Source organism: Vibrio sp. 1978 (genome assembly GCF_033344345.1).
In genome coordinates, this window is the sequence record NZ_JAWPOP010000016.1 from 56,643 (window position 1) to 70,474 (window position 13,832).

The following is a 13,832-nucleotide window of genomic DNA, read 5'->3' on the forward strand; positions in this document are numbered from 1 at the left end:
CTCTATTCCAATGCTCGCTAACCGTTACTTGTATAAACATCGGTATTCGCGAGGAGTTAAGGTTTGCCTTGCATCCGGCTACATACGGAAGATGCCAAATTTGCTGTCTGGTATTGGCGCATTAAGCGCAGCAGACAGAGCAATGCCGACAACATCACGGGTTTTCGCAGGGTCAATAATGCCGTCGTCCCACAAACGAGCACTGGCGTAATAAGCGTGACTTTGAGTCTGATATTGCTCCGCAATTGGACGTTTGAACGCTTCTTCTTCCTCCGCGCTCCAGCTTTCACCTTTGCGAGTTTTGATATCGCGGGTCACTTGCGCCATCACGCCAGCCGCTTGCTCTCCACCCATGACGGAGATGCGCGCGTTTGGCCACATCCACATCATGGTTGGATCATAAGCGCGGCCACACATGCCGTAGTTTCCTGCGCCATACGATCCACCAATAACCACGGTAAACTTCGGCACGTCTGCACACGCAACAGCAGTTACCATTTTCGCACCATGTTTGGCGATGCCTTCGGCTTCGTACTTCTGACCGACCATAAAGCCCGTGATGTTCTGCAAGAAGAGCAGAGGAATTTTGCGTTGTGCGCACAGCTCAATAAAATGCGCGCCTTTTTGTGCTGATTCCGAAAATAGAATGCCGTTGTTAGCGACAATGCCAATCGGCATACCGTGAATATGGGCAAAGCCACAGACCAAGGTTTCGCCGAACAAGGCTTTAAATTCATCGAACTGGGAATCATCAACAATTCGGGCAATGACCTCTTTAACATCAAACGGCTTTTTAAGATCGGTTCCGACGATGCCGTACAGCTCTTGGGCAGGAAAACGTGGTTCCTGAGGTGCTTTTTGCTTGAGTTGAACGGGTTTCAAGTGGTTGATTTGTGAAACCGCTTGTCTTGCCAACTCTAACGCGTGGTGATCATTTTCTGCGTAATAGTCCGCCACACCAGAGGTGCGACAGTGAACGTCTGCGCCACCAAGATCTTCCGCGCTGACTTCTTCACCTGTCGCTGCTTTTACAAGAGGTGGACCTGCCAAGAAAATCGTACCTTGTTCTTTGACTATGATGGAAACATCACACATCGCAGGAACATAAGCGCCGCCAGCGGTACATAGCCCCATGACCACAGCGATTTGCGGGATACCCTTGGCTGACATTCGGGCTTGGTTATAGAAAATACGACCGAAGTGGTCTTTGTCTGGGAAGACCTCATCTTGGCGGGGTAGGTTAGCGCCGCCAGAATCGACTAAGTAAACACACGGCAGTTGGCATTTTTTTGCAATTTCTTGTGCGCGTAAGTGTTTTTTCACCGTAAGTGGGTAGTAACTGCCGCCTTTTACCGTCACGTCATTGGCGACGATCATGCACTCGGTGCCGTCAATTACGCCAACACCCGCTACTACGCCCGCGCATGGAACGTAATCTGGATACACATCCCAACCCGCGAACTGGCCAATTTCTAAGAAGGATGAACCGGGATCGAGGAGGGCAAGAATGCGCTCACGTACCGGAAGTTTGCCTTTCTTCTGCTGATGCTCGCGGGCTTTCTCACCACCACCATCTTCTATTTGGGCAGTCACGGTATAAAGTTGATCTACAAGTGACGCCATAGAGCGGTAGTTTTCCTGATACTGCTCTGAGTGGGTATTAATATTGGTCGTCAAACAAGCCATAAATAGCCGATCTCCATTCGGTAGACGGGTGACACCACCCGCCTTTATCTATGTTGAATAAGATTTAGGTTGAATAAGGAATTTATTTAGATTCAGAACGCCTAGGTATGTTGATTAGGCGCTTTCGTTAAACAATTCGCGACCAATAAGCATGCGGCGAATTTCTGAAGTGCCCGCACCGATTTCATACAGCTTGGCATCTCGCAACAAACGGCCCGTATCAAACTCGTTGATGTAGCCGTTACCGCCAAGTAGTTGAATCGCATCCAGTGCCATCTTGGTTGCCAGCTCTGCGCTGTAGAGGATCGCGCCAGCAGAATCTTTACGTGTGGTTTCACCACGATCACAAGCGGCAGCGACGGCGTAAACATACGCTTTAGCGGCATTCATTTGTGTGTACATATCCGCGATTTTTGCTTGAACTAGCTGGAATTCACCGATGGATTTACCGAACTGTTTACGGTCGTGAATGTAAGGCACAACGATATCCATACACGCCTGCATGATGCCAAGTGGGCCGCCTGCAAGCACCACACGCTCGTAGTCGAGGCCGCTCATCAATACTTTCACGCCTTGGTTTTCTTCGCCGAGAATGTTTTCCGCAGGGACTTCGCAGTTTTGGAAGACCAGCTCACACGTATTCGAGCCGCGCATACCCAACTTGTCGAGTTTTTGTGCTTGAGTAAATCCAGGGAATCCGCGTTCCACAATAAATGCCGTGATGCCTTTGGAGTGCTGGCTTGGGTCGGTTTTTGCGTAGACAACATAGGTGTGTGCATCAGGGCCGTTGGTGATCCACATTTTGTTGCCGTTTAGCAGGAAAATATCGCCTTTACGTTCGGCTTTAAGCTGCATAGAGACCACATCAGAGCCGGCGCCGGGTTCACTCATAGCAAGGGCGCCGATATGTTCACCGGAGATGAGCTTAGGTAGGTATTTCTCTTTTTGCGCTTGTGTGCCGTTACGGTGGATTTGGTTGACGCAAAGGTTGGAGTGGGCGCCGTAACTTAACGCAACCGAAGCGGATGCTCGGCTGATTTCTTCCATAGCGATAACGTGGGCGAGATAGCCCATGCCTGCACCACCAAACTCTTCGCTGGTGGTCACACCTAAAAGACCCATGTCACCTAATTTGGACCAAAGATGGTTTGGAAAGTCGTTAGTTTGGTCGATAGATTGCGCTAGCGGCGCAATTTCTCTTGCAGCAAAACTATTGATTTGCTCGCGAAGCAAATCGGTATTTTCGTCATAAACAAAGTTCAGGGAAGAGTAGGTAGATTTCATTGCGTGTCCTTGCCTTTACGTCACCTACATCCCAGAGTTGAGGTGTTAGGTGACTTTTTCGCCTTTCATGGATCTCAGTGTGTTTTGGCATCGCAACTGCGCAGCATTTAACTCCATCATTACCGCTTGAATGTCGTTTGCTTGCTGTTGCAATGCTGCCTTCTTCTCTTCGATCAACCGAATCATATAGTTCAACTGCTCAGTACTTTGATCGGTATCGTAGAGTTCAAATAACTCTTTGATATCTGCAAGAGAAAAGCCCAATCGCTTACCTCGCAAAATCAGTTTTAGTCGAATTCGATCACGACCATTGTAGATTCGAGTGTTGCCTTTACGTTCTGGAGTTAGGAGACCTAAATCTTCGTAGAAGCGAATGCTTCGAGTAGTAATGTCGAACTCTTTCGCGAGCTCGCTGATCTTAAATGTGTTCATTCCTTAACCTTACGACTTTCGTATAACATTTACATGAATATACAATTCGTTAACGTTAAAGTAAACAAACAACATCCACTCTTGAGCCTTGATATCACTCGCATTTACTCGAAATCAAAGAATCACTCGAACAAACAATAACCTCAAACTTGACGTTAACGTAAATGTTAGTATAGTTATGACGTAAACGTCAACAAAAGGTTAATGGAATGAAAAATGAAACATGGATTGTTGCCGCTAAGCGAACGCCTATCGGCTCTTTTCAAGGTGCATTAGCTTCAACAGATGTCACGGAACTCGGTGCGAAAGCCATTCAAGGGGCGCTAGCCGAAAGCCAACTCGATGTGCACAAAATAGACGAAGTGTTGATGGGGTGCGTTTTACCCGCCGGTGTGGGGCAAGCGCCTGCAAGACAAGCAAGCCTTAAAGCTGAAATGCCACAATCGATTGGTTGTACGACACTGAACAAAGTTTGTGGATCGGGTATGAAAACCGTGATGCTGGCATATGACCTTATTCAATCTGGTAATGCGCATGCTGTCATCGCTGGTGGCATGGAAAACATGTCGTCTTCTCCTTATCTATTAAAGAAAGCGCGTGATGGTTTCCGTTTAGGTCACGAGCAAGTGCTTGATCACATGTTTTATGACGGTTTGCAGGATGCCTACCAAGGCGAGCTGATGGGTGTCTTTGCAGAACAGACGGCGCAAAAGTATCAGTTCAGCCGTGAAAGTATGGATGCCTGGGCGCAGCAGTCGGTGACTCGTGCGCAGCAAGCAATCGAGCAAGGTTTGTTCAAAGAAGAGATCGTGCCTGTTAACGTAAAAAGTCGGCGCGGCGAAACCTTGGTTGTAGATGATGAGCAACCGAGCAAACTCGACGTCACTAAAATTCCTACCTTACGCCCTGCGTTTGCCAAAGATGGCGGCGTAACCGCAGCAAACTCTAGTTCCATTTCGGATGGTGCGTCGGCAATGATCTTAGTCGATAGTGAGTTTGGTCGTCAGGAAAACCTTCAGCCTCTAGCCAAAATTGTCGCGTACAGCACGCATGCAAGACAGCCTGATGAGTTCACCATCGCACCAGTCTTCGCGATTGAATCGCTGCTGGAAAAAACGGGCTGGGACAAATCAGACGTGGACCTTTGGGAAATCAATGAAGCTTTTGCTGTCGTGACTCAATACGCGGTGAAAGCTCTCGAACTGGACGAGAGCAAAGTGAACCCTCGCGGAGGGGCGTGTGCGCTGGGGCATCCAATAGGCGCAAGTGGCAATCGAATCCTTGTCACTTTGATTCATGCGCTAAAACAAACTGGTGGTAAGCGTGGCGTTGCATCGCTTTGTATTGGCGGCGGCGAAGCTACCGCTATCGCGATTGAAATCTGCTAAATCACTCTCAACAAAGTTTCACTTACATAACAGTAGTCAGTAACAAGCTGAAAAATACAAGGATGTCATCATGACAGAACAAGTAAAGCAGTATATCGGTGGTGAATTTGCCATCTCCGATTCAAAACAATGGCTAGATGTAACCAACCCGGCAACCAACGAAGTGATTGCACAAGTACCTTGTGCCACGGAATCGGAAATGAATGCGGCGATTGCCAGCGCAACAGAAACGTTCAAACGCTGGAAAGAAGTTGCAGCGCCGGAGCGTGCTAGATTGATGTTGCGCTACCAACATCTGTTAAAAGAGCAACACGATGAGTTGGCGATACTGCTTTCAAGTGAGACAGGCAAAACCCTCGCGGATGCAAAGGGTGACATTTGGCGTGGGATTGAAGTCGTAGAACAAGCGGCGAACATTTGTAGCTCAATGATGGGCGAAACGGTTGAGAACGTCGCGACCAATATTGATGGTTACTCTTACATTCAACCGCTCGGCGTTTGTGCTGGCATTACACCGTTTAACTTCCCTGCGATGATTCCATTGTGGATGTTCCCGATGGCGATCGCTTGTGGCAACACCTTTGTTTTGAAGCCGTCAGAGCAAGTGCCACTAACGGCAATGAAACTGGCGGAGCTGTTTGAACAAGCTGGCGCACCAAAAGGCGTATTGCAAGTTGTTCACGGGACCAAAGAGCAAGTCGACCGCATTCTGACTGATCCAGCTGTTCGTGCGATCTCTTTTGTTGGCTCTGTGCCCGTTGGTGAGTACATCTACAAAACAGGTACAGACAACCTGAAACGCGTGCAGTCATTTGCAGGTGCTAAGAACCACATGGTCATCATGCCGGATGCAAACAAACAGCAAGTCATCAATAACCTAGTTGGCGCGTCAGTTGGTGCTGCAGGCCAACGCTGTATGGCGATTTCGGTTGCCGTATTTGTCGGCGAAACCAAAGAATGGATTCCAGAGCTTAAAGAGGCGTTAGCTCAGGTTCAGCCTGGCGCGTGGGATGATGAAACCGCCGGTTATGGTCCGCTGATTAGCCCTCAAGCGAAGCTGCGAGTGGTGAATCTGATTAATGAAGGCAAAGCGTCAGGCGCGAATTGTGTTCTGGACGGGACAGACTGCCAAGTGCCTGGCTTTCCGAACGGTAACTGGGTGGGGCCAACACTATTTACCAACGTGACCACAGACATGTCGATTTATCAGGAAGAAATTTTCGGGCCTGTGCTGTTAACTATGGAAGTGGATGACCTAGATGAAGCGATTGAACTGATCAATGCAAACCGCTTTGGTAATGGTACGTCTATTTTCACGGCGAACGGCGCTGCCGCGAGAAAGTATCAACACAATATCGAAGTAGGTAACGTAGGCATCAACGTGCCGATTCCAGTGCCATTGCCATTTTTCTCATTTACTGGGTGGAAAGGCAGCTTCTACGGCGACCTGCATGCTTACGGTAAACAAGCGGTTCGCTTCTACACCGAGACGAAAACTGTCACCGCGCGTTGGTTTGAAGATGACATTCCAAGCGGTCCAAACATGACCATTCAACTTAGCTAATTACTGGATTAGCGACACCTCTAGCCAAGCGCCACCGTTTAAGTGGGCTTGGCTCGGATACAAATGCAACGAATTAGACCTTAGGACTTCAAGATGGATTTTGAATTAAACGAAGATCAACTCGCGTTTGCCGAAGTAGCAAAGCAGTTTGCAGACCAAATGTTAGCGCCTCATGCGGCCGAGTGGGATGAAAACCATCACTTCCCTAAAGATGTACTGCGTCAGGCGGGTGAGCTGGGCTTTCTGAGCATCTATACGCCGCCAGAGCATGGTGGCTTAGGGTTATCTCGTTTGGATGCGGCGATCATTTTCGAGCAGTTGGCTATGGGTTGTACCGCGACTACTGCGTTTATGACCATTCACAACATGGCGACGTGGATGATCACCAGCTTTGCCAAAGCAGAAGTGGCGCAGCAATTTAGCGCGGATCTAATTTCGGGTGAAAAGCTCGCTTCCTACTGTTTAACCGAACCTAATGCCGGCTCTGACGCCGCTTCTCTAACGACTAGCGCAGTGCGTGATGGCGATGAGTTTGTCCTCAATGGAGCAAAAGTGTTTATCTCGGGTGCGGGTGATACAGATGTATTGGTCGTGATGGCGCGTTCGTGTGGTGAAGGAGCGGGTGGCGTTTCTGCATTCGTTGTTCCTGCTGATTGCGAAGGCATTAGCTACGGTAAAAAAGAAGCCAAAATGGGTTGGAACTGCCAGCCAACTCGCATGATTACCTTCGAAAATGTCCGCATTCCTGCCGACTATCTGTTGGGTGAAGAGGGCGAAGGTTTTAAGTTTGCCATGCTTGGTCTGGATGGCGGCCGAATCAACATTGCTACTTGTTCCGTCGGCACGGCACAACAAGCACTGAACGAAGCCAAACAATACATGACTGAACGCAAACAGTTCGGACGTTCACTGGCGCAATTCCAAGCCCTGCAATTCAAGTTGGCTGATATGGCTACTGAGCTGGTTGCCGCGCGTCAAATGGTGCGACTTGCTGCCGCAAAACTCGATGCCCAACATGCAGAAAAAAGCGCGTACTGTGCAATGGCAAAACGCTTTGCCACCGATGTTGGCTTTAAGGTATGTGACCAAGCTCTGCAGATTCACGGAGGATATGGCTACATCAAAGAATATCCAGTAGAGCGCCACTTCAGAGATGTTCGCGTTCATCAAATCCTCGAAGGCACCAACGAAATTATGCGTTTGATCGTTGCAAGACGTTTACTCACCGAGGGCGTTGAGCTGGTTTAGATTGATACTGTTTAAAGGACGAAATGATTATGATTGCACAAATCAAATTGGAACGTGAAGCGCACATTGCCAAGCTCACGATTAGTAACCCGCCAGCAAACACCTGGACGCTGGAGTCTCTAAATCAGCTAAAAGAGTTGGCGATTGAACTTAGCAATGATCGCTCTATTTATGCGTTGGTATTAACAGGCGAAGGTGAGAAATTCTTTTCTGCTGGAGCGGATCTCAACAACTTTGCATCCGGCGATAAATCGCAAGCAGCAGATATGGCGTTCGCATTTGGTGAAGCGTTTGAAGCGCTTTCTGCATTCGATGGGGTTTCCATCGCGGCAATTAATGGTTACGCGATGGGTGGCGGTTTGGAAGTGGCAATGGCGTGCGACATTCGCATCGCAGAAGAACAAGTACAAATGGCACTTCCTGAAGCGTCGGTAGGTTTGCTGCCGTGTGCGGGTGGGACACAAAACCTGACCGCGTTGGTAGGTGAAGGTTGGGCGAAGCGTATGATCTTGTGTGGTGAGCGTGTGACGGCCGAGCGAGCGGAAAAAATTGGTTTAGTCGAAGAAGTGGTGGCGAAAGGCCAAGCACTGGAAGCGGCTATGGAACTTGCACAGCGTGTTGCGAGCCAATCGCCGAAATCCGTGTCTGCATGCAAAACGCTTATTCAAGGCCGACGCAGCCAAACTCACGCGGCCGGATTGGTCTTGGAGCGTGAACTCTTCTTACAGCTGTTCAATACACAAGATCAGACTGAGGGTGTGAATGCCTTCTTGCAGAAGCGTAAGCCACAATGGACAAACAGCTAGCGGAGGCCAAATGACAGGTACAGTAAATGTTTCACAGATAGAATGTGCTGACGGTTCTGCCATTGGTGTGTTGGAGCTTGATAATCCAGCTGCTCTCAACGCGCTGAGTTACGTGATGATCGAGCAGCTCTATAACCAACTGGTAGAGTGGCAATCGAACGACAGCATCGTCGCGGTATTCTTGCATGCTCAAGGTGAAAAAGCGTTTTGTGCTGGTGGCGATATTCAAGCGATCTACCGTGCACTTGAAAACAAAGAGCAAGACTTTGATTCTGCATTTTCAGCGATGGAAACCTTCTTTGACCTCGAATATCGCTGTGACCATCTTATTCACACTTATCCAAAACCGATCATTGCGTGGGGACATGGTTATTTGATGGGCGGGGGAGTTGGCCTGTTTATGGGAGCAAGTCATCGCGTTGCAGAAACCACCACACGCTTTGCAATGCCAGAGATTAAAATTGGCCTTTACCCAGATGTAGGCGCGACGTACTTCCTGAACCAGTTGCCAAAACATTTGGCACTGTTCTTAAGTTTGACGGCTTGCCAAATTAACGCAACAGATATGAAAGCGTTGGGGTTAAGCCAATGGATTGCACAGCCAGAAAACAAGCAAGTGCTGCTGGATCTGCTTGCATCGGTAAGTTGGAAAGGTGAAGCGAACATCAACGAAAAAATCGCCACTACGCTGCGTTCGGTACACGTGGACGAGCCAACCGAAGGGATGTTGATGCCCTATGCGGAATTGATTGAGCAGTTATGTTCGGGTGACTTAGCGTCAATTGTTGATGCAATCAGCCGTGCTAACGTTGATAACAAGTGGTTCGTCAATGCGCAGAAGTCACTGAACTATGGCAGTCCGTTGTCGCTCAGTATCACTTATCAGCAGTTAACGCAGTATCAAAACCTCTCTTTGAAAGCGTGTTTTGATATGGAATTTAACCTAACACTACGTTGTGGCTTAGAAGGTGATTTTAGAGAAGGGGTTCGTGCGCTGATTATTGATAAAACCAATCAACCGACTTGGCAACATCGCACGGTTTCTGACGTAACGCCACAAGTTTTGGAGCGCTTCTTCTCGCCAATTGACTCAGCAGAATACCCACTGACCGCATCGTCGGTAGCTATAGCGGCACTTTAGTACAAGGAAGAAATACGATATGGACAAAATTGCATTTATTGGCCTTGGTAACATGGGTGCGCCTATGGCTAAGAATCTACTCAAAGCGGGCTTGAACGTCGAAGTATTTGATTTGAACCCAAACGCAGTTGAGGAGTTGACCGCATTGGGCGCTTCAAGTGCCGATTCCGTTCAGCAGGCAGTACAAGGTGTTGACGTGGTTGTCACTATGCTGCCAGCGAGCCAACACGTTCAAAGCGTTTATCTTGGTCAAGATGGCATCTTAGATAGCGTCGAATCAGGTACCTTGCTGATTGATTCTTCCACCATCGATCCGGCGACTGCTCGTTTGGTTGGCGAAAAAGCATCGCAACTTGGTATCAGTTTTGTTGATGCACCAGTATCTGGTGGCGTTGCGGGCGCAGCAGCAGGTACGTTAACTTTCATTGTTGGCGGCTCACAAGAGAACTTTGTTCAAGCCAAAGCGGTGCTTAGCCACATGGGTAAAAACATCTTCCATGCAGGCGATGCTGGAGCTGGTCAGGTGGCGAAGATCTGCAATAACATGATGTTGGGCATTTTGATGAGCGGCACCTGTGAAGCACTCAATTTAGGGATGGAAAACGGACTCGATCCCAAAGTGCTTTCCGACATCATGTTGCAAAGTTCAGGGCGTAACTGGGCGCTAGAGCTGTATAACCCTTGTCCAGGTGTGATGGAAAATACGCCTGCAAGCAATGGTTATCAAGGCGGCTTTATGAGCCAGTTAATGGCTAAAGATCTGGGTCTTGCGATGGAAGCGGCAGTTGCCTGTCAAACATCAACGCCAATGGGCAGCTTGGCTCGTAATCTGTTTAATTTTCACAACGGTCAGGGCAACGGGCAAAAAGATTTTTCAAGCTTGTTTGAGTTCTACCAAAAGCAAAATCAGGCCTAAGGAGCGCTTATGGAGTTAGCAAATAAGGTCATTGCGATCACGGGGGCAGGGCAGGGGCTGGGTAAACAAATGGCACTGTCACTGGCGGAAAATGGCGTTCATCTTGCGCTTATCGACCTCAATTCAGAGCAACTGGCTGAAACGAAAGCGGAATGTGAATCTCTCGGCGTTACCGCTCGTTTTTATGTGACGAACGTGACTGACGAACAGCAGGTGTGCAGTGCTTTTGAGCAAATTGAGGCAGATTTCAAGCAGCTCAATGGCGTTATCAATAACGCAGGTATTATGCGTGATGGTATGTTCATTAAAGTCAAAGATGGTCAGGTTAACACGATGTCGCTGGAACAATTTCAGTCTGTTCTAGATGTGAATGTAACAGGCACTTTCCTGTGTGGCCGTGAAGCGAGCAAGGTAATGCTGAACACCGATAGCAAAGGGGTTCTGATCAACATATCCAGCGTTGCGCGTGCCGGGAATATTGGTCAAACCAACTATTCAGCATCTAAAGCGGCGGTAGCCACCATGGCAACGGTGTGGGCGAAAGAGTTAGGGCGTTTCGGAATTCGCTCAGTGGCGATTGCTCCGGGTGTCATCAAAACTGCCATGACAGACCAAATAAAACCTGAAGCGATGGAACGTTTAATCGGAATGATTCCGGTTGGACGTTTAGGTTTGGCGGATGAAATTTCATCGACCATAAAATACGTGTTAACCAACGAATTCGTGACCGGAAGAGTGTTCGAAGTCGATGGCGGAATGCGAATGTAACCCCTTCTGCAACATAAAAAAGGGGAGCGAGTTTGATTGTCCGCTTCCTTCCATTTTCTCCTTTCTTTTATTGCTTCTATCTGAAAAATGTATTGGATGCATGGTCGACTGCTATCTCATCGAACGGTATAAAAATTGATTCTATTTCTAATGTGAATGGTTAGTTCTATATTGCTTGTCATGTAAATGTATCAACTCACAACTAAGACGATCTTTTGTCTCACTAACGAGATCGTCATTCTTGGTGTGTAAAAAACATTCTTATTGGTCATATTGTAACCGAAAACTATTTCGGCATCTAAAGATGGTGATTTATTATTCAGCGCAAAATACATGGGAATATGAGGCTGACTGAATAACCTTCAGTTGTCTTAATAATAAATAATCAGAATTCTCAATTACACTGAAGTAACTACCCATTAGGGAAGAGCAATAATGTCACTATTTCATTCGCTTAGGACGATGCCGCTATTATTGGGGTGTCTGTGTTTTTCTGTTCAGGCCTCCACAGAAAAGGTGGAACAGGAAGGTAAGTTTTTACAGTCGTTAGAAGGCATCGAAAATCAAATTTACGCATTACCTCAGAGTTCTTTAGCTTTGATTGAAGCGTTAGAAGAAGAGTCTTTACTACAAAACCAACCAACAGCGCTGTTGGTGCGTTACTGGCTTGCCAAGGCCACGGTTTTAGAGCTGCTAGGGCGCGTAGAAGAGAGTCAGAGTGTCGTTCAAAAAGGATTGGAGCTTGTGCGTCCACAGAGCCATGAGTATCTCCTGTTTAAGTTGATTCAGATGCGAACTATGGTTGGAAAGAGCGATATCGATACCGCGCTTTCTGCGTTGGATAGCTTGTTGGAAACATCGCGTGAGAATGGTGATAAGCAACTTGAATCAGAAATCCTGTTGCTAAAAGGACGCTATTACGATGAGCAAGGTGAGTTTAAAAAATCCTATGCTGCACTTATGTCGTCCATGGATGCGGCTGAATCTTCAGGTGTTCACGGGCTGGTCGAACGTGCAGCACTAGAGCTAGGTGACGTACTTGTCAAAATTCAGGGTTACGACCGATCTGAGGCGCTTTTGGAACAAGCATATCGCTATTTTAGGGATAGGCGTATGTCGTTCAATGAGTTGTTGAGCGTTTTGACGATAGCGAAACTTCATAAAGCACAGTTCCAATACGAAGAGGCGATAGCGTCATATCAGCGAGCGTTAAAGCTGGCTCAAATTATCGGTGATGGACGCTTTAGATTTCGAGTTAACCTTGAACTTGCAGCTTTATATCGCGAGACGAAACAAGAAAAGAAGATGGTTAACCACTTGAAGCTGGCGGAGAATTTACAGTACAGAGAAACGTCTAGCGCGTATTTGGCAACATTTAAGTTGTTACAAGCCGAATATATGTTAGAGCAGCAGCAATTTGAAATACTTTTAGCGATGATCGCGCCAATGCTGCCGGAGATTATAGAGAGTCGATACGTCAAGCAACAGCAAATGGAGCTACTAAAAGTCGCCGCTATGGCCTATGCGGGAAGCAATGACTTTAAACTAGCATTCGAAACTTACGGTAACTATCACGATAAATTTATCCAATTTAGCAATCAAAGAGAAGTTGAAAATCTTGAGCGCCAGCAGACGTTATTTGAGTTGGAACGACTTGAATATGAGAACGAAGATCTCAACTGGAACAATGTTTTGCAGCGTATGGAGCTAGAAAATAACCGTCGTACTTTTTACTTATTGGGTGAAGCGCTACTTGCGCTCATCGGTGTTCTATTTTTGATGGCGGTAGTATTTCTCGTCGTCAATCGCTCGCGTTTGAGAATGCGTCGCCTCGCAAAGACAGACACATTGACAGGGTTGTTCAATCGCCGTTTTTTAGAGGACTGGTTCACTAAGCCAGTAGAAGTGAGGCGTGAGCGAAAAGAGAAACCGGTACCTCAATCTAAGCAAAAAAAAATACAACACTTTGTTTTTGAGCAAGTCGAGCAAGTTAAGTACGGTTATCTAGCTTTAAATAAATGGGTAGATAGCAAACTCGATAAACAGAAAATGGTGCCAAATAAGCCACAATCGGGGCCAGTAACTTTAGCGTTAATCGATGTGGATTATTTCAAGCAGGTAAATGATACCTATGGGCATGTGTTTGGAGATACCGTACTAACGGGCGTTGCCAAAGTGTTGGAGGAAACTGTACGTGAGAACGACATTGTTGCTCGCTTTGGTGGTGAAGAGTTTGTTGTTGTTATGCCCAATACAGACCATGAAAACGCCCTTATTACTGCCGAACGTTTACGTAGCGCTTTATCCCTACATGGCTTTGTTACGGAACAGAAAGAAGAAGTGAGAGTGACCTGTAGTTTTGGAGTCGTTACCACTGAAGATAATGAGATGAGCTTTAAATCACTTTGCGATCAGGCCGATAAATTGCTTTATCAAGCGAAAGCGAACGGACGCAACTGCGTGAAAGGTCGCTCGCTAGCGTAACAGAAATCAAAAGTTCAGGCTCATCGCACGATGAATCTGAACTTATCCCTCCCATTTACTTTGATAGCCAAGTGACTTTGAGATCCTTGCTTCGAATATAAAACGCTGAATCTAA

Annotated in this window: 11 protein-coding genes; 8 read left to right on the forward strand and 3 right to left on the reverse strand. The window is 47.3% G+C overall.

All coding sequences use genetic code 11. The features are described from left to right. Positions 1-78: 78 nt before the first annotated feature. From R8N49_RS16110 to R8N49_RS16120, 3 genes are all read right to left on the reverse strand, one after another. A complete protein-coding gene (locus tag R8N49_RS16110) occupies positions 79-1,686 on the reverse strand; it encodes a carboxyl transferase domain-containing protein (RefSeq protein ID WP_137282718.1) in 1,608 nt (535 codons plus the stop codon). Positions 1,687-1,800: 114 nt separating this feature from the next. After that, the gene (locus tag R8N49_RS16115) at positions 1,801-2,970 is read right to left on the reverse strand and encodes an isovaleryl-CoA dehydrogenase (RefSeq protein WP_005373245.1); all 1,170 of its coding nucleotides are present in this window, start codon (positions 2,968-2,970) and stop codon (positions 1,801-1,803) included. 45 nt (positions 2,971-3,015) lie between these two features. Beyond that, a complete protein-coding gene (locus tag R8N49_RS16120) occupies positions 3,016-3,402 on the reverse strand; it encodes a MerR family transcriptional regulator (protein ID WP_005373242.1) in 387 nt (128 codons plus the stop codon). A gap of 209 nt (positions 3,403-3,611) precedes the next feature. Between R8N49_RS16120 and R8N49_RS16125 the strand changes: the two genes are divergently transcribed. From R8N49_RS16125 to R8N49_RS16160, 8 genes are all read left to right on the forward strand, one after another. After that, on the forward strand, positions 3,612-4,790 hold the full coding sequence (locus R8N49_RS16125; protein WP_046264876.1) for a thiolase family protein: 1,179 nt from the start codon (positions 3,612-3,614) through the stop codon (positions 4,788-4,790). Positions 4,791-4,860: 70 nt separating this feature from the next. Next, positions 4,861-6,354, forward strand: coding sequence for a CoA-acylating methylmalonate-semialdehyde dehydrogenase (locus R8N49_RS16130; RefSeq protein ID WP_213986365.1), 1,494 nt, complete (start codon positions 4,861-4,863; stop codon positions 6,352-6,354). 93 nt (positions 6,355-6,447) lie between these two features. Continuing rightward, positions 6,448-7,602, forward strand: a complete 1,155-nt coding sequence (locus tag R8N49_RS16135; RefSeq protein WP_053307598.1) for an acyl-CoA dehydrogenase family protein — start codon at positions 6,448-6,450, stop codon at positions 7,600-7,602. A gap of 29 nt (positions 7,603-7,631) precedes the next feature. Continuing rightward, on the forward strand, positions 7,632-8,408 hold the full coding sequence (locus tag R8N49_RS16140; RefSeq protein ID WP_042523591.1) for an enoyl-CoA hydratase: 777 nt from the start codon (positions 7,632-7,634) through the stop codon (positions 8,406-8,408). Between the two features lie 10 nt (positions 8,409-8,418). After that, positions 8,419-9,549, forward strand: a complete 1,131-nt coding sequence (locus R8N49_RS16145; protein WP_042523593.1) for an enoyl-CoA hydratase/isomerase family protein — start codon at positions 8,419-8,421, stop codon at positions 9,547-9,549. A gap of 19 nt (positions 9,550-9,568) precedes the next feature. Further along, on the forward strand, positions 9,569-10,465 hold the full coding sequence (gene mmsB / locus R8N49_RS16150; protein WP_138940142.1) for a 3-hydroxyisobutyrate dehydrogenase: 897 nt from the start codon (positions 9,569-9,571) through the stop codon (positions 10,463-10,465). A 9-nt stretch (positions 10,466-10,474) separates the two neighbouring features. Next, the gene (locus R8N49_RS16155; protein WP_054576059.1) at positions 10,475-11,233 is read left to right on the forward strand and encodes an SDR family oxidoreductase; all 759 of its coding nucleotides are present in this window, start codon (positions 10,475-10,477) and stop codon (positions 11,231-11,233) included. Between the two features lie 462 nt (positions 11,234-11,695). Beyond that, positions 11,696-13,717, forward strand: coding sequence for a diguanylate cyclase (locus R8N49_RS16160; protein ID WP_373921224.1), 2,022 nt, complete (start codon positions 11,696-11,698; stop codon positions 13,715-13,717). Positions 13,718-13,832 lie beyond the last annotated feature (115 nt).